This is a genomic window from Micromonospora sp. NPDC047812, assembly GCF_040704175.1.
Classification (GTDB): domain Bacteria; phylum Actinomycetota; class Actinomycetes; order Mycobacteriales; family Micromonosporaceae; genus Micromonospora.
Map to the genome: position 1 here is coordinate 261,101 of NZ_JBEYRY010000002.1, position 17,008 is coordinate 278,108.

Consider the following 17,008-nt stretch of genomic DNA (forward strand, 5'->3'; position numbering starts at 1 on the left):
CGGTGTCAGTACCGGTAGTGCTCCGGCTTGAACGGGCCCTCCACGGAGATGCCGAGGTAGGCCGCCTGCTCCTTGGTCAGGGTGCTCAGCTTGGCGCCGAGCGCCTCCAGGTGCAGCCGGGCGACCTTCTCATCGAGGTGCTTCGGCAGCACGTAGACGCCGATCGGGTATTCCTCGGTCTTGGTGTACAGCTCGATCTGGGCGATCGTCTGGTTGGCGAACGAGTTCGACATCACGAAGCTCGGGTGGCCGGTGGCGTTGCCCAGGTTCAGCAGGCGGCCCTCCGACAGCACGATGATGGCGTGCCCGTCGGCGAACTTCCAGAGGTCGACCTGCGGCTTGATGTTGACCCGCTCGACGTCGGAACGCTTGGCCAGACCGGCCATGTCGATCTCGTTGTCGAAGTGGCCGATGTTGCCGACGATGGCCTGGTGCTTCATCCGGGCCATGTGCTCGTTGGTGATGACGTCGAAGCAGCCGGTGGCGGTGATGAAGATGTCGGCCTTGTCGACGACGTCGTCCAGGGTGGCGACCTGGTAGCCGTCCATCGCCGCTTGGAGCGCGCAGATCGGGTCGACCTCGGTCACCACGACCCGGGCGCCCTGGCCGCGCAGCGACTCGGCGCAGCCCTTGCCGACGTCGCCGTAGCCGAGCACGACCGCCATCTTGCCGCCGATCAGCACGTCGGTGGCCCGGTTGATGCCGTCGATGAGCGAGTGGCGGCAGCCGTACTTGTTGTCGAACTTGCTCTTCGTCACCGAGTCGTTGACGTTGATGGCGGGGAAGAGCAGGGTGCCGGCGCGGTGCATCTCGTAGAGCCGGTGCACGCCGGTGGTGGTCTCCTCGGTCACGCCCTTGATGCCGGCGGCGATCCGGGTCCACCGCTGGCCGTCCTCGGCGAGCGAGCGGTGCAGCACGCCGAGGATGACCGCGTACTCCTCGGAGTCGGCGGACTCGACCGGCGGCACGGCGCCGGCCTTCTCGAACTCGGCGCCCTTGTGCACCAGCAGGGTGGCGTCGCCGCCGTCGTCGAGGATCATGTTCGGGCCCTGCCCGTCGGGCCAGGCGAGCACCTGCTCGGTGCACCACCAGTACTCCTCCAGGCTCTCGCCCTTCCAGGCGTAGACCGGGACGCCGGCCGGGGCCTCGGGGGTGCCCTCCGGACCGACCACGATCGCGGCGGCGGCGTGGTCCTGGGTGGAGAAGATGTTGCAGGACGCCCAGCGGACCTGCGCGCCGAGCGCGACCAGGGTCTCGATGAGGACGGCGGTCTGGATGGTCATGTGCAGCGACCCGGTGATCCGGGCACCGGCGAGCGGCTGGGCGTCGGCGAACTCACGACGGATCGCCATCAGGCCGGGCATCTCGTGCTCGGCGAGCTGGATCTCCTTGCGCCCGAACTCGGCGAGCGACAGATCCGCCACCTTGTAGTCGCCCTCGGCGAGAGTGCTCGGCCGGGCCTCGGACGGCGTGCCGCTGGCGGACGCCGGGAGGGTGCTGGTCATGAAATCTCCTGTCGGACGATGTGCTGCGCGACCATTCACCTTACGCTCGCGGACCGCCGCCGCGAGGACCGGCCGGTGAAGAGAGCACGAAGACATCAGCGGACAGCGCACGGGGCGGTCGGTCGTGAACGGTGTCCCGTCCACCAGCCGCCCGCCCCGTGCATCCCCCCGGTTTGGTTCCCCCGCGCGTTCTCGGACCTTCGTCGCGATAACGCTGCGTACTCACAGGGTCACACCCAGCCACAGCAGAGTCAAGTTATTCCGGGAAAGTCGGACTTGTGCCGCCGCCCGCGCCCCAGCTCCACGCCTCAGCGCAGGCCGCAGCTCGCGACGTACGCCTCCCCCGCGCCGCGCAGGCGCAGCGCCCCGGCGGCGGCGCTCCCGACGGCCGCCCGCCCGGGCGCCAGCGTCACCGCGCCGGCCCCGTCGTCAACGCAGACCTCGCCGGAGCGGCAGAGCACCACCCGGGGCCCGGGCACCTCGACCGTCACCTCCGGCAACCCTGCGCCCACCGTCACCCGGTGCAGCGCGAAGTCCTCCACCGGCACCGGCCAGGTGACCACGCCCGGGGCGACCTCCAGCGGCGGCACCACCGGGTCGCGCAGCACCTCGAAACGCAGCACCCGCAGCAGCTCCTCGACGTCCACCCGCTTCGGCGTCAGCCCGCCGCGCAGCACGTTGTCGCTGGCCGCCATGATCTCCACGCCGGTGCCGCGCAGGTAGGCGTGCAGGTTGCCCGCCGGCATCCAGATCGCCTCGCCGGGCGCCAGGCGCACCCGGTTGAGCAGCATCGCCACCAGCACCCCGGGATCGCCCGGGTAAGCGGCGGCCAGGTCCCGGGCCAACTCCGCGTCCGGCCCCGCGACCGGCGCCGCCGCCACGGCCGCCACCAGCGCGTCGCGCCGGTCGGCGGGCCAGGTCAGCAGCAGCCGTACGGCGTCGCGCAGGCCCGCCGGCCCGGTCCGCAGTGCCGCCAGCACCGGCTCCAGCTCGGGTACGCCGAAGCCGGCCAGCGCCACCGCCGAGGCCACCGGGTCCCGGAACCCGCAGAGCGCCTCCATCGGCGAGAGCGCGACCAGCAACTCCGGCTTGTGGTACGGATCGACGTAGTTGCGCTGCCCGTCGGGGCGGGCGGCGTCGGCGGCGTGCCCGGCGCGTGCCTGCTCGGCGTCCGGATGCGCCTGGAGGCTCAGCGGGGCGTCCGCGGCGAGCACCTTGAGCAGGAACGGCAGCCGGGTGCCGAACCGGCCGACCAGCCGCTCGCCGAGCCAGTGGTGCGGCTCGGCGAGCAGCAGGTCGGTCAGGCTCACCCGGGCACCGTCGCGGTCGACCAGGGCCGGGCCGCCCGGGTGGGCGCCCAGCCACAGTTCGGCCTCCGGGCCGTCGCTCGGCGCCGGGCGCCCCTGCAACTCGGCGATCGCCGAGCGGGACCCCCAGGCGTAGTCGCGGATCGGTCCGTGCAGCAGTTCCACCGGTCAGCTCCCGGGCCGCCCGGCGACCTCACCCGGCTCGGAGGGCGACGCGCTCCCGGCGCCCGCCCGCTCGGCGGTGGCGCGGTAGATGTCCGGCTCCAGGTAGATCACCCGGGCGGTCGGCACGGCGGCGCGGATCCGATCCTCGACGGTGTTGATGCTCTGCGCCAACACCTCCGCGGTGACGCCGGCCGGCACGGCGACCTTGGCGGCCACCATCAGCTCCTCGGGGCCGAGGTAGAGCGTCTTCATGTGGATGATCCGCTCGAACTCGGGGCCGTCGGTGACCGACTTCTCCAGCGCGGCGACGTCGTGCGCCTCGGCGCCCTCACCGAGCAGCAGGCTCTTGGTCTCGATGGCCAGGATGATCGCGATGACCACCAGCAGCACACCGATCATCGCGGTGCCCGCCGCGTCCCACCGGCCGTTGCCGGTGATCAGCGTCATGCCCACGCCGAAGAGCGCAAAGACCAGACCGACCAGCGCGCCCAGGTCCTCCAGGAGCACCACCGGCAGCTCGGGCGCCTTGGCGCGCCGGACGAACTTCACCCACGACTGGTTGCCCCGGACGAGGTTGGACTCGACGATCGCGGTGCGGAAGGAGAAGATCTCCATGATGATCGCGGCCACCAGCACCGCGACCGGCACCCAGTGCCACGAGGTGATGCCCTCGGCGTGCGACCACTTGTGGTACGCCTCGTAGAGGGCGAACAGGCCACCGACGCTGAACAGCACGATGGAGACGATGAACGCGTAGATGTAGCGCTCGCGGCCGTAGCCGAAGGGGTGCTGAGGGGTGGCCGCGCGCTTGGCCCGCCGCCCGCCGAGCAGCAGCAGGCCCTGGTTGCCGGCGTCGGCGACCGAGTGGACCGACTCGGCCAGCATCGACGACGACCCGGTCAGCAGGAACGCGACGAACTTGGTGACGGCGATGCCGGAGTTGGCCAACAGGGCGGCGACGATCGCCTTCGTACCACCGTTGGCGCTCACGCCGTCGCTCCGTTCCGTCGTGCGGCACCGCCGGGCATCGACGCGGCGCGCCGCTCGACCCGTTCCCTGCTATCGCTCACTGGTTTGCCAGCTCCTTCATTTCGGTGATGGCCGGCACGGCCATCGGGTCCAGTCCGTGTGCCAGGGCGAGGTAGATCGAGGCGAAGTCCGGCACGGCGACCAGCGAGGCGAGCCGCTCCAGCGCGGAGCCGCCCTCGGCGGTCACCACGTCGCAGCGCACGCCCCGCCGCTCGGCGAGGGTCTGCACGGCGTCCGCGCGGCGCTCCTCGACGTCGAGGGGCTCGTCGGCGTCGTCCTCCGGGTTCAGCCCCCCGTCACGCAGCAGCACCAACCGCAGCCGGGTGCCCGACGGCTCATCCGCGTCGGGATCGGCGAAGATGTCGCGCTCCCCCTCGGCCAGGCCGCCGAAGACGCCGTCGAGCAGGCCGACCCGACCGCGCCCCGCCTCGCCGAGCGCACCGCTGACCACGGGGTAGCGGGCGTTGGCGGACAGGGTGTCGCCGAACCGGCGGGCCGCGACCGTCGCCAGCGGCGACGAGCCCCAGACGATCGGCACCGAGCCGGCGAGGCCCAGGGCCAGCGACTTCGCCGGGTTGACGAAGGACTCGGCCGTGGGACGGCAGCGGTCGGCCTCCGCGTCCAGCCGGGCCGCGGTCTCCGCCAGGTCCGCCTCGTTGACCTTCACGAGCCCGAGCGTACGGGCGGCGAGCAGGACCGGCACGGTGAGCGCCCAGAGGCTGGCCCGGGCCGGGGCGCGCCGGGGCACCGGGATGAACGGCGCCCGGGCCCGCTCGGCCACGGACTGTAACTGCGAGTCGGGCGCGCCGACGGCGACCAACCGGGCGCCCCGCCGGTGCGCGGCCTCGGCGGCACCCAGCGCCTCGGGGCTGCGACCGGACGCGCTGACGGCGATGACCACGTCGGCGGCGCCCACCCAGCCGGGCACGCCGGCGCTGCGGTGCGGGATGACCGGCACCGGGCAGCGCGGCCCGGCGACGGTGGCCAGCACGTCGCCCGTACGCCCGGCGGTGCCGATGCCGGCGATGACGACCGCCCGGGGGCGGCCCTCGTCGGCGAGCACCTGGAGGTTGGCCTCGGCGGCCAGGGCGGCCGTCTCGCGGACCTGTGCCCCGGCGGAGGCGGTGTGCCGCAGCATGCCGCCCGGGTCGTGCTCGGCCAGCGCGGCCGGGTCGTCGAGAAGTGCCTCGTCGGGCTCGCGCCGGCCGCTGACCCCGGCCGTGCCGTCGATCATGACTGCTCCGAAGGGCCGCGCGCCTCGTCCAGCAGCAGCACCGGCACGTCGTCGCGGACCTCGAAGATCCGGCCGCACTCGGTGCAGGTCAGCGTCTGCGCCTGCGCGTCGTAGTCGAGCGGGGCGTGATGCGTGTCCGGACAGGCGAGGATTTCCAGCAACTGCGGGTCCAGGGCCACGGCGCGGCTCCTTCCACGTATGCGGTCTCACCGATCGACGGTGCCGACCGGCGCAGGCGATCTTATCGGCGAACCCGGTCGAGCACCTCGTCACGGAGGGCGGCCATCCGCTCCCGCGTCGGGGCCTCGACGTTGAGCCGCAGCAGCGGCTCGGTGTTGGAGGCGCGCAGATTGAACCACGCGCCGTCCGGGAAGCGCAGGGTCAGCCCGTCCATCTCGTCGGCGTCGGCCTGCGGGTACGCGGCCCGCACCTCGGCCACCTTGGCGGCCTGGTCGGCCACCGTCGAGTTGATCTCACCCGAGGCCACGTACCGCTCGTACTCGCTCGCCAGCACGGACAGCGGCAGCGACTGCTCACCCAGGGCCGCCAGGGTGTGCAGCGCGGCGAGCATGCCGGTGTCGGCGAACCAGAAGTCCCGGAAGTAGTAGTGGGCGGAGTGCTCGCCGCCGAAGATCGCGTTCGTCCGGGCCATCTCCGCCTTGACGAAGGAGTGCCCGACCCGGGAGACGACCGGCTCGCCGCCGTGCTCGCGGATGATCTCCGGCACCGCCCTGGAGGTGATCAAACCGTGGATCACCGTCGAGCCGGGGTGCTTGGCCAGCTCGCGGGCCGCCACCAGGGCGGTGATCGCCGACGGCGAGACGGGCTCGCCGCGCTCGTCGACCACGAAGCAGCGGTCCGCGTCGCCGTCGAACGCCAGACCGATCTCGGCGCCGTGCTCGATCACCGCGCGCTGGAGGTCGACCAGGTTGGCCGGGTCCAGCGGGTTGGCCTCGTGGTTGGGGAAGGTGCCGTCGAGTTCGAAGTAGAGCGGCACGATCTCCAGCGGCAGCGCCGGCAGGACGGTGTCGCCGAGCACGGCCGGGACGGTGTAGCCGCCCATGCCGTTGCCGGCGTCGACGACCACCTTCAGCGGACGGACGCCGGAGAGATCGACCAGCTGCCGCAGGTACGCCGCGTAGTCGGCCAGCAGGTCGCGCCGCTCGGCCGGCGCGGCCGGCGTCCCGGTCGGGCGCTCGCCCTTGTCCAGCAGGGCCTGCGCCCGCTCGCGGATCTCGGCCAGCCCGCTGTCCTGCCCGATCGGGCGAGCCCCGGAGCGGCACATCTTGATGCCGTTGTACTGCGCCGGGTTGTGGCTGGCGGTGAACATCGCGCCGGGCAGCCCCAGCGCCCCGGAGGCGTAGTAGAGCATGTCGGTCGAGGCGAGGCCCAACTCGACGACCGCGCGCCCCTCGGCGCGGACGCCGGCGGCGAAGGCGGCGGCCAGACCAGGTCCGGTGGCGCGCATGTCGTGCGCGACGAGCACCGCCTCGTCCTGCTCGCCGAAGCCGTCCAGCACCTGCGCGAAGGCTGCGCCGAGGGCCTCGGCGGCCTGCTCGTCCCACTGGTCCGGCACCGTCCCACGAACGTCGTAGGCCTTCACGATCTGGGACAGATCAGACACCGGTCTCGCTCCTTGCGCCGCAGGTCCTCAACGGCCTGAGCGTATCGGAGGGGCGCGGCGCGGCCCGGCTCAGCCGGGGAGCCGGGGCATGAACACCGTGTGGTCGCCACCACCGGTCTCCGGCGGCGGGTCGCCGGGCTTGCCCTGGGCGGGCGGCACGGGCGGCGGCGCCCCGTACTGCCCCGGCACCGGGGGCGCCGGCCTCGGGCTCGCGGGCGGGGCCGACACGGGCGGGGAGGCGGGCGCGCCGGGCACCACCTGCGTGGCCTCCGGGGCCGGTGCCGGGCGGCTGCCGTACACGCCGCCGGCCGGGCGCGGCGCGGGCGCACCGCCGGCCGGGGGCGGCGCGGGCGTGCCGCCGTACAGGCCGGGGGCGGGAGGCTGCTGCCCGTACACCTGGCCGGGTGGGCCGGGGGCGGCGGCCGGGCCCTGCCCGGAGCGGTAGGTGGTGCCGCCGGGGTTGCGGGGCAGCGGGACGTGGCCCTGGTCGGCCGGCTCCTTGTCCGCCCGCGAGCGGCGGAACAGCAGGACGATGAGCAGGATCCCGACGGCGACCATGGCGATGCCGAAGAACATGACCACCGAGCCGCCGGAGGACTCCTCCTCGGCGGCGTTGCTGACGGCGCCGGCGCCCTGGCCGGCGGCCAGGTCCGGGTCCGCCGCGCCGGCCCGCACCTGGGTGGCGACCGCGCTCGGGGTGGGCGACGGCTTCTTCGAGGGCTTCGGCGTCGGCGAGGGCGTGGCCCGGTCGCCGACCACCCGGGACGCCACCGCGCCCCGGCCCAGGGCCCGCCCGAGCGCGTCGCTGGCCGCGCCGCTCACGGTCAGCCGGCCGCCCGGCACCTCGGCGGCGAACGCCACCCGGTAGCGCACCGTGATGCTCTTGCCCTTGCAGAGCCTCGGGTTCAGCGGCGAGGTGGCCGACGTGGCCGCGCTGCCCCGGCCGCCGGAGAGCGGCACCGGGAACCAGCGCCCGCCCACGTTGACCTGCGCGCTCACCTGGTCGGCGCGCAGGTCGGCCAGGCGCAGCCCCAGTGCGGTACGCAGCAGCACGCAGCCGTCGCTGCGCTTGCGCACCTCGATCGAGACGCCCCCGGCGGAACCGCCGGCGGTGAAGCTGCCGGCCGAACGCACCCGGACCGAGTCGCCTGCGGCGAGCGCCGGCGTCGCGCCGAGCGCCACCAGGCCGCCCAACAACGCGCAGACCGTCGCGAGCCGCGCCGCGTGCCGACGTACCGCCATGATCACCTCGCCGTTCCTCCCCCGACGGGGGTCCGCCGGTCAGGCTACTACCGGGCCCGGTCGGGGCCCGGTCATTGAGCGCCCCGGATGTGCGCCGTATTACCCCGCGACCCGGTCCGCGTACCTGGCCGGCGGCGGGTCGCCTCGCGTGCCGGTCGGGCCTGGTCGCCGGAACTGGCGGCGGCCTCATACGGCGCGGGCGGTCGCTCCGTCGGCGGCTTCAGGTGGCGCGGGCTGTCCCTCCGGCGGCGACCCCAGGACGGCGGGGCGGCCCCTCCGGGGCGGGCTTCAGGTGGCGTGGGCGGTCGCTTCGGCGGCGGCTTCAGGTGGGCCGGGCGGTCGCTTCGGCGGCGGCCAGGGCGTCGCGGCAGAGCCGGTCGGCGGTACGGGTGGTCTCCGGCAGCCGGTAGCGCGGCGTCAACGCCAGCACCCGCGCGGTCGCGTCGTCGAGGCTCATCCGGTGCCCGACGCTGACGAAGACCGGCTTCACGCCGTCCCGGGTACGCAGCACCCGACCCACGGTCTCGTCCCCGTCGCGCAACGGCGCCCACGAGCCCCGGCGGTCGGCCGGCAGCGTCCACTCCCCCAGCAGGGGCGTCTTGCCCACACCGATGGCCGGCAGGCCGGTCACCACGCCCAGGTGGCAGGCGAGCCCGAACCGGCGCGGGTGGGCCAGCCCGTGCCCGTCGCAGACCAGCAGCTCGGGCCGCACGGTCAGCCGGTCGAGCGCGTCGAGCAGCGCGGGCAGCTCGCGGAAGGCGAAGAGCCCCGGGACGTACGCGAACGCGGGCCGGCCCACGCTCACCGCCGAGTCGACCACCGCGAGGGTCCGGGCGTCCAGCACGGTCACGGCCGCCGCGAGCCGGTCACCACTCTCGGCGTACGCCACGTCCAGGCCGGCCACCGTCGCGGGCTCGGCGGGACCGGGCCCGACCAGGTCCACCAGCGGCCGCAACCGCTCCTGTACGGCCAGCGCCTCCGCCACGCTGCCCGGCGCGACCGTCCGAGGGTCCGGGGCCCCGGTCGTCTCCACCCGCACGGCCCCGGGTTCGCCCGACGTCACGACGGCCCGTCGGTACGCGCCGAATCGGCGCCCTGCCCGTCGGTACCCGGAGGCCCGGCACTTTCCGGGCCGACGCGCTGCCGCCCGGCGTCCTGCTCGTAAGCGTTCCGCCCGTCGCCGTCCTCGCTGCCGGGATCGCTGACGGCGTCCTTACTGACGTCGTCCTCACCGTCGCTGTCCTCGTCCGCGCTGTCGTCGTCCTGGGTGCTGCCGGCTCCCAGGGCGACGGCGAAGGCCACCCCCATCACGATGCCGACGCCCACACCGGCGGCCCCGTCCAGTGCGGCCAGGCCGATGACCAGACCGAGCAGGAGGCCGACCGGCCAGGTCCAGGTGTTGGAACGCCACCTACCAGGGCCGGACGACTTCTGCCCATTGTCTGATTCAGCCATTTCGCCATGGTATTCCGGCCCGGCAAGCCGCCTCGATTCCGCGACCCTGCAGGGCGGCAGACGCCTACTGGCCGGTCTCCCGAGCCGTGGTGCTTCGCGCGTCCCGACCGGCCACCGTCCGCCGGAACCAGTCGCTCCATCCTGCGTCAAGTGCCGACAGACCGAGTAATGACGGCATCGACGGCGCCACAGCCCTGCCGCGCGAGCGCCCTCCGCGGGCCCGTCGACGCACTTCAGCCCAAGGTGAGCCGCTGCTCCCGCAGGCACTCGACGAGCTCGGTCCGCTCATCCGGAGAAGTTGCCGTCGGAGCGAGGGCGCCGTCGGAGGTGCAGGGACTTGTTCGACCAGCCGATTCGCCGGGTGTGCGTGTCGCCGATTCGCCGGGTGTACGTGTCGCTGAGAGGGACGGCGGTGGCATGGCTGCGGAGGGGTCAGCCACCTCGGGCCCATCGAGGCCCAACCGGAGCCGCCACAGGTTCACCCGGCGCGGTATCAATTCAGGAAGGGCTACTTCCCTCAGCACCTAAGGAAGGATCAGCCGCGGGGTCACCCGCTTGCTGAAGTTGCTCCTCGAACATGACAAACGTCTTCCGCCTGATCCCCCGAACCAACGCCAGTTCCGTCGTCGTCAAACGTCGCCCTTCGGCCTGGGCGCTCTCTACGATCGCCCTGACTGTCTCGTACAACGCGAAGACCGGCCCCTCGCCCTGCAGATAGCGACCACGATCATGCTCCGTCCACTGGATGAAGGAGTCCACGGTCAGCGAGCTGATCTCCCCGCCGACGGCAAACAAGATTTCCTCGATGAGATCATCGGCGGACTCCCACCCGCCGGTGTCGTGCGACAGACGCCACGCCTTGATGCCGCCATCCGGCGTACCAGTCATCTTCACCGGCGACTTGTAATAGCTGAAATAAGCTGGAAGCGTGAGGCCGGGCATCTCGGTCATTCCTGCGAGCCTCCGCGCAACGTCGTCTGCAGCGCCTGCCAGAAGTGGCGCTGCTCCTCTTTGAGAACGCCATTGTAAAGGGCTCGCTCCATCGGAGACATGATACGGCCCTGCTCCTTCGCCACCGCTTTGAGGTCACGCCGAACCTTGTACAGGGCATGCTCCCAGGACGCCACTTCATCCAGTGCTTCGAGATGCAAGCGAAACTCCGCGATGTGACCGTTCGACATCCGCAATGACATCTGAATGTCTCGATAACCACTCTCCTGGGGACCAAGGAAGCGGTCCTCGAACTCGACGACGTGCACGCCTTCATATCGATGGAGTACGTCTAGCGCCACGTAAAGATCCGACAGGTCACGGAACACGACCTTTGCCGCAGCAAGATCGGTGAGCATAGAAGCGTTACCCCGATACTTGGCAATCTTGTCCTCGGCTCGCCTCCTATCCTTTGGCCCAGGACGACCAGCAGGTTTAGCGAAGCCAGGAGCATCTGCGGCCAATCGCTCCGCAAGCGCCAGGACCTCTCGTTGCGCCTCGGCTGCGTCGGCGTACAACTGATCAAGATACTCACGACGATACCCGTCATCACTCTTACGGGCCATGTCGAAGCCGGCTTGTAATGCTCTTTCCTCCTCGGCGGGAAAGTTGGCACTGATCTGCCGCTGCGCGTCGCTCAAAGGCGTCGGTAGAACGTCAGGGACTCCCTCGGAGGCGATCGAGGCTGCGCCTCGTTCCGCTATGTCGTCAAGCACAGAGCCGAGGACGTCGATCGCCTGCTGCTGTGCAGCTAGATGAAGCATCGTCAACGGTCGAGCCGTCAGCGACGTGGCCAACTCAGGCGTAGCGAGGACCATCCGCGCCAGGTCAGGTCGCTGCGCCAACTGTCGGACGAGGTTCTCGGCCAACATCGGCTCGTCCTTGGGCGGCTGCCGCCACGTCTCTTCCAGCATCCGCTGCACGCGTGGATCCGCGAACAGCCGTGCCACGTCTTCGGCGCCCGCGTCGTCAAGTTGCGGTACGAGTCGCCGGAGTGTCGGGGGGTCTACGCCGGCCGCCACCTCGGCCGGCGTCACACCGGCGGCGAAGACCCGTCCCAGGTCGGGCTCTGCGGCCAGGATCACGCCGACGGCAACCGGGTTCCCCGCCCGGTCCGCCTGCGCGCGTTCCCGCGCCGTCCGCAGGTCCTCGGACGGTGTGTCGCTGCGGTCGGGAGCCGGTCCTGCCTCGTCGGACTGTCGTGGGAGCCCCGATGGCATCGACCCGTCGGACGGAGCCGAGCCCGGCCCGTCCAGCAGGTGCATGCGGTTGAGGAACAGTTCGCCGTATCCCTGGTCGGTTTCGACGGGTGGGTACTCCGGCAGGTCCGGTCGCTGGCTGAACCGCCCCCGCCGCAGCCCGCCCAGCGGCATCGGTCTGCCGTCCGAGCCGATCACCAGGACCTCGGTGTCGACGGCGTTGTGCGGATGCGGGACGCCCTGGTGCAGGTACAGGGGCGTCGTCGAAACGGCGCCGGTCTGCGGGTCGAGGTAGAGAATGGTGCCGTTCTGGTTGAGGGCGACCCAGATGTGGGAACCGCCCTGTTCCCAGTTGTTGATGACGAAGGCGAAGCTGCCGTGGCCCCCGAGGCGGAGCTGGTCGTGGAGGTTGCGGTATCCCGTGTCGATGGCCCGCTGCCGCTCAACGCCCTGGACGTCCTCGGTCGGCTGGCAGAGGCGCTGGAAGCGGCCTCCGGTGATGTCCTCCACCCGCCCGATGCCGTCGCGTTCGCCGTTGATGGGGCAGGTGATGTCGCCGGCCAGGTAGGCGTCGAAGGTGCGGGGAGCGGCCACCCGGGGGCGACCGTGCATCCAGGTGTCGAACATCGACAGGGTGCAGTCGATGCAGTTGATGCCGCGGGTCGGGTCGGCCTGCGGTCCGCCGTCGTTGACCAACCCGAACCAGCCACCCACTCGCGGGTCGGCGTTGCGCCGGACACTCCCGTCGGGTTCTCGGGGCACCTGCCGTTCGATGTCGGTCTGGTGCAGGGCCAGCGGTGGACGCAGACCGCCGGGCCGGCCGTAGTTCCGGGACCGGTCGATCGGCGGCGGATGGTCGTCGCCTGTCAAGGCCGAGCGGTCGGCGGTCTCCACGGCACCGTATGCCAGGTCACCGACGTCGTCGTTGATCCGGCGGAAGTCCGCGGGATCGACGACGCCCACGACGGACGGCACGACGCCGCCGGCCAGTACGGCTTCCGCGTAGTCCAGGTACTCCCCGTACGCCCGCATCTCGTCGTTCGCTGCCCGCTGCCACCCGTCAGCCTGGCGCGCCTGGCCCGTCTGGTGCAGATGGAAGGCGTGGGCGGCGAAGTCCCGCGCCCTCTGGTGGTGCTCGTCCGCGCGGGCCCTGAGGCGCAAAGCTTCGTCATAACGGCGCTTGTCCTCGAACCACGCCCGCTGCGACTCGTAGTAGCCGCGGTAGCGACGTCTCTCGAACGCGTCCCGGTCGAGGGCCCACTTGGCCGCGTACCACTCGGGGCTTCTGACCCGGGGGCCGGCCGAATCATGCTGACCGGCCGGTGCCGGCGTGTCGCTACGGACGTGCGGATTCGGCTCGGCTGCCGGTGCATCGGGCGAAGGCAGCATCGTCGGTGGTGCCGGCTGCGGCTGTGCCGGCACCGCTCCGGTGGATCCTCGTGCGACGGCGGGCTCGGGATTGGCGACCGACGGAACGTCACCCGCACCGGGGACGGAGGCAACCGTTCTCGGCTCGGGGAACGAGGCGGGGGCCGGCCCGACCGTCGCGGTGCCCACGCCGGTGCTGGGCCCGTTCACCGGAGCCGCTGGCGGCGCATTCGACGGGCCAGCAGCACTCGCTACGTTGAGGGAGGCGGCGCCGCTCGCGGCGTTTCCGGAAACGGTCGCCTGACCCTCCACGCCGGCCGAGACGCCCCCGGCGGCGCTGTTGACGGGCGCTGCCGTCGTGACAGAGGAGAGAGTCGGGCTGAGTGCGGACTCTGGCAGCGCGGGCGACGTGGTCGCGACGGCCGCGCCGGCCCGTTCGGTTCCGGCAGCGGTCACAGGCGCGGTCGTGTCACCAGTTTGGGCGGCGGCGGTGGTCGTCGCGGGACCGTTCGGCCCCGTCTGGGCCTCCGCCGACGGCCGGGCCGACGGTGCCGTCTCCGCAGCGGTCACCCCTCGCTGGCCCTCATCTGGCGCGCTGACCGATGCCCCCGCTCCGTGGACCGGGGGACCCGCTCCCGCGTCGGGCACGGTGACGGACGGCGCCACCCCCGCGCTGGGCTGGGCGACAGGTGGCCCATCCGCTGCCGGCACTTCGGGAGGCGTCGAGAGCCCGCCGGCTCCCGTCGACGTCAGCGGCATCCCGGCCAGGTCGCTCATCTGGCCGGTCAGCCGTGCCTGCAACGCCGCGTCGGCCTGCGCGGTGGCGGAACCCCGGGCGCCGGACGCGGCCGCGCGGGCCGCGTCCTCCACGGAGGTCAGCCCCTGGCCCGTGGCGAGGCTCGCGGCCTGATCGGCCATCACCTCGCCGGCCATCTCGCGGCCGAAGTGCTCCCCGATCCGGGCACCCCGGCCGGTGGCGTGCCGCCCGAGACCGGCCAGCGGCGCCACCGCCCCGCCGGCCATACCGCCGAGCGCCGTGGTGCCCAACTCCGTCACGTCCAGCCCGTGCCGGCGGCCGGTCGAATTCTGGTACGCCTGGGTGGCGAGGTTGATGCCGCTCTCCTCGGCCGCCTCGGACACACCGCTCAGCGCCGCGCGACGGCTGAACCCCCGCACGCCGCCCTTCGTGACCTCCTTCGCCGCCCGCTCGCCGGCCTCCTTGAGCCCCTGCTTGAGCGACTTGCGGGCCAGCTGCGCCATCAGCCGCTTGAAGATCTGCTGCACGATCAGCCTGGTGGCGGTGATCGCCGCCCCGGCGGCGGGCGAGGCCGCGCCGGCGGTGAGCACGGTCGCGACGGCCAGCGACAGCAGCTCGACCACCAGGATGCCCAGCTCGATCCAGACCTCGAGCTTGGCGCCCTCGATGTCGCAGCCGCACTCCTCCACCAGCCGACCCAGCTCGGTGCTGACGGCGAGCAGCACGGGCAACGGCGCCTCGTCGCCCTCCGCCACCCGACGCCAGGCGGTGTCGAAGGCGGCAGCGACCGCCCCGACGCCGCCGTACCCGCTGCGCACCTCACCGGCGGCGGCAACGGCGTCGGCGCGCGGTCCGGCCAGCGCGGCGGCGACCGCGTACCACTGGTCCGCGAGTTCCCAGACCGCGCGTTCGTTCCCCTCTGGCCACTCGACACCGATGACCCAGTCCAGGGCCTCGTAGACCCAGCCGGGCAACTGCCAGGGCGAGTAGTCGAGCGGGTGCGGGATGGGGCTCGGCAACACACTCATCCGGGTCTCCTCAGCAGATCAGCGCTGCTGGTGCCGGTCGCCGACGCGGCCGAGCCGACCCGCACTCGCCGCGTCCGTCCGCAGGTTGGCATCCACCGACCGGACCACGTCCGCGCCGAGGCCCTCCAGGTGCCGGCCCACGCCCTCCCACGTGCGCAGGACCAGCTCCTCGAAGCCGCGGTACTTCTGCTCGAACGCGGCCCCGATGTCGTCCTTGCCCCACGGCGACCGGTCGCTCGCCGCCGCGATGGCGCCGCCCGCCTGGCGGCGGCGTGCCGTGATCGCCTGACCGGAGAGCGAGAGGTCGACGCCCCCGCGCCGGGCCCGCTGCGGGTCGAGCCAGAGCTGACCGTCCATCACTCGCCCCGGCGCAGCACGGCGTCGGCCCGGCCCAGCAACGAACCGAAGTCACCCGTACGCAGGAAGTCAGTCGCCCCGGAGCCGGCGGGCAGGTAGCCGGCCACGAGTTCCTGGGTGGCCGCGACCGCCGCGGCGCCGGCCCGGTGGACGGTGGTGGTGATCTTCCGGCTCAACGCCTTGGCGTCCCGGTCCTGGAAGACGGAGGGGTGCAGCTCGACCGAGATCACCTCCCCCCGGGCACCGGCGGTGGCGGTCACCTGACCGTCCTCGGAGCGCTCGGTCACCCGCAGCTCGGCGAGCCGACCCTGCAGCTCGTCCAGACCGGACCTCAGTCGCTGGTAGTCCCCGTACACCTCGTCGAACCGCGCCCGCAGCGCGCGGTTGGCGTCGCGGTCCACACTCTCGGCCAACGCCACCCTCCCCCGGTTACCGTCGGTAGGGCGAACCATACCGGGCGCCACGAATCCGTGGGGTCCGGTACTTTCAAGCCGTGATCGATCGCCAGCAGGCCGAGCAGCTCGCCGCCGTGTGGGCCCGCCGCGAGTCACAGCGCCTGGGACACGAGTGCCGCCCCAGCGTCGACGAGTTCGAACTCGGCTACGTCATCACGTCCACCGTGCCCATCGAGGCGAGGACGATGCCCGGCGACCTGCCGACCACGGTGGTGGACAAGCTGACCGGCGAGGTGACCACCTGGCCGCGGGTGCCGGTCGACGTGGTCGCGCAGATGTACCGCCGGAGCCGGCCGGAGGGCCCCGCGGTGCCCCGTACGGTCGATCCGGCGAGCCAACTGCTCCGCGAGATCCGCCGGCTGCCGACGCCCGCTACGGCGGCGCACCTGACGGTCGGGGGGCGGCTGTTCCGCGCGCAGGGCGCCAAGGGCGACGTCACGTTGAACCACCACCCGCTGGTGCGGTCCTACCTGGACGGATTGCCCCCCGGGCACCTGGTGCGCGGCGGCGACCGGCACGCCGAGCTGATCGTCGTCTCCGACGTCCTGCACGACTACGACCACCGCCGCGCCGCCGAGGGCATCGCGCCGCTCGGCATGGCCGACGCGAAGGACATCCTCCAGACCGGCCGGTTCGAGGTCTTCCGGGTGCGCGAGCCGGGCGATCCGAACGGCGGCCTCGCCGACCGCCCCTGCGACTCGTGTGTGGACCTGCTGGTGGACTTCAACGTCCTGCCCTGGTCCGACCGGGCCTTCACGATGCCGTGGCAGCCGGACCCGCAGCCCGACCCTGCGCCGGGCCGGTTTCACCCGGACGTCGCGCAGGCACTCGTCGCGGCCGGCTGGCGGCCGCACTTCGGAGACGAGATCGTCGCCCTGTCCGCCATCAGGGACGTCAGTGCCGTCAGGGGTGAGACGTCCACGCATCCCGACTTCCCTGCGGTCCTGTCGACACTGACCGCCTTTCCGAGCCTGGTGGGCGCCCGGCGCGGTCCCGGCGAGCAGGTGTGGATCTCCCGCTTCGACATCCGTCCACGACAGGTCGCGCACACCGCCGACACGCTGGCCGACTTCGCCGCGGTGCTCGGCGTACGGCTCTTCCCCATCGGCACCGAGCGGCAGGAGAGCATCCTCGCCGTGGACGAGCGGGGGTGGGTCTTCGCGTTGGACCAGGCCGGCGAGTGGTTCCTCGGCGAGGACATCGACGCCGCGCTGACCACCCTGCTGCTCGGCCGGGCGCCGGCCCGCGTACGCGACGACGGCACCTGGTGAGCGGGCGGCGCCGGACGCGCCG

The 17,008-nt window shown here is 72.6% G+C and carries 14 protein-coding genes; 1 reads left to right on the forward strand and 13 read right to left on the reverse strand.

All coding sequences use genetic code 11. The annotated features are described in order from the left end of the window. Positions 1-5: 5 nt before the first annotated feature. From ahcY to AB0883_RS08965, 13 genes are all read right to left on the reverse strand, one after another. Positions 6-1,505 carry an adenosylhomocysteinase gene (ahcY, locus tag AB0883_RS08905; protein WP_121396474.1) on the reverse strand — a complete coding sequence of 500 codons (1,500 nt, stop codon included), beginning with the start codon at positions 1,503-1,505 and terminating at the stop codon, positions 6-8. A 308-nt stretch (positions 1,506-1,813) separates the two neighbouring features. Then, positions 1,814-2,977 (reverse strand): mannose-6-phosphate isomerase, class I, encoded by a 1,164-nt coding sequence (manA, locus tag AB0883_RS08910; RefSeq protein WP_366640709.1) that lies wholly within the window; start codon positions 2,975-2,977, stop codon positions 1,814-1,816. A 3-nt stretch (positions 2,978-2,980) separates the two neighbouring features. After that, positions 2,981-3,967 carry a cation diffusion facilitator family transporter gene (locus AB0883_RS08915; RefSeq protein WP_366640710.1) on the reverse strand — a complete coding sequence of 329 codons (987 nt, stop codon included), beginning with the start codon at positions 3,965-3,967 and terminating at the stop codon, positions 2,981-2,983. Positions 3,968-4,043: 76 nt separating this feature from the next. Further along, entirely contained in the window at positions 4,044-5,240 is a 1,197-nt protein-coding gene (locus tag AB0883_RS08920) for an SIS domain-containing protein (RefSeq protein WP_366640711.1), read from the reverse strand. Further along, the gene (locus tag AB0883_RS08925; protein WP_121396478.1) at positions 5,237-5,419 is read right to left on the reverse strand and encodes a Trm112 family protein; all 183 of its coding nucleotides are present in this window, start codon (positions 5,417-5,419) and stop codon (positions 5,237-5,239) included. The genes AB0883_RS08920 and AB0883_RS08925 overlap by 4 nt, the downstream gene beginning before the upstream one ends. 62 nt (positions 5,420-5,481) lie before the next feature. After that, positions 5,482-6,864, reverse strand: a complete 1,383-nt coding sequence (locus AB0883_RS08930; RefSeq protein ID WP_366640712.1) for a phosphomannomutase/phosphoglucomutase — start codon at positions 6,862-6,864, stop codon at positions 5,482-5,484. A 69-nt stretch (positions 6,865-6,933) separates the two neighbouring features. Then, positions 6,934-8,106: a hypothetical protein gene (locus tag AB0883_RS08935; protein ID WP_366640713.1), complete on the reverse strand. Its 1,173-nt coding sequence runs from the start codon at positions 8,104-8,106 to the stop codon at positions 6,934-6,936. A 322-nt stretch (positions 8,107-8,428) separates the two neighbouring features. Next, positions 8,429-9,139, reverse strand: a complete 711-nt coding sequence (gene nfi, locus AB0883_RS08940; protein WP_366641682.1) for a deoxyribonuclease V — start codon at positions 9,137-9,139, stop codon at positions 8,429-8,431. A gap of 26 nt (positions 9,140-9,165) precedes the next feature. Further along, a complete protein-coding gene (locus tag AB0883_RS08945) occupies positions 9,166-9,561 on the reverse strand; it encodes a hypothetical protein (protein WP_366640714.1) in 396 nt (131 codons plus the stop codon). 498 nt (positions 9,562-10,059) lie between these two features. Next, complete coding sequence (locus tag AB0883_RS08950; protein ID WP_366640715.1) at positions 10,060-10,512, reverse strand: hypothetical protein; 453 nt, start codon at positions 10,510-10,512, stop codon at positions 10,060-10,062. Continuing rightward, on the reverse strand, positions 10,509-14,903 hold the full coding sequence (locus AB0883_RS08955; protein WP_366640716.1) for a toxin glutamine deamidase domain-containing protein: 4,395 nt from the start codon (positions 14,901-14,903) through the stop codon (positions 10,509-10,511). Before AB0883_RS08955 ends, AB0883_RS08950 begins: the two co-directional genes overlap by 4 nt. An 18-nt stretch (positions 14,904-14,921) precedes the next feature. Beyond that, positions 14,922-15,260 carry a hypothetical protein gene (locus AB0883_RS08960; protein WP_366640717.1) on the reverse strand — a complete coding sequence of 113 codons (339 nt, stop codon included), beginning with the start codon at positions 15,258-15,260 and terminating at the stop codon, positions 14,922-14,924. Continuing rightward, complete coding sequence (locus tag AB0883_RS08965; RefSeq protein ID WP_366640718.1) at positions 15,260-15,679, reverse strand: YbaB/EbfC family nucleoid-associated protein; 420 nt, start codon at positions 15,677-15,679, stop codon at positions 15,260-15,262. The genes AB0883_RS08960 and AB0883_RS08965 overlap by 1 nt, the downstream gene beginning before the upstream one ends. Before the next feature lie 74 nt (positions 15,680-15,753). Between AB0883_RS08965 and AB0883_RS08970 the strand changes: the two genes are divergently transcribed. Then, positions 15,754-16,986: an SUKH-3 domain-containing protein gene (locus tag AB0883_RS08970; RefSeq protein ID WP_366640719.1), complete on the forward strand. Its 1,233-nt coding sequence runs from the start codon at positions 15,754-15,756 to the stop codon at positions 16,984-16,986. Positions 16,987-17,008: the final 22 nt, after the last annotated feature.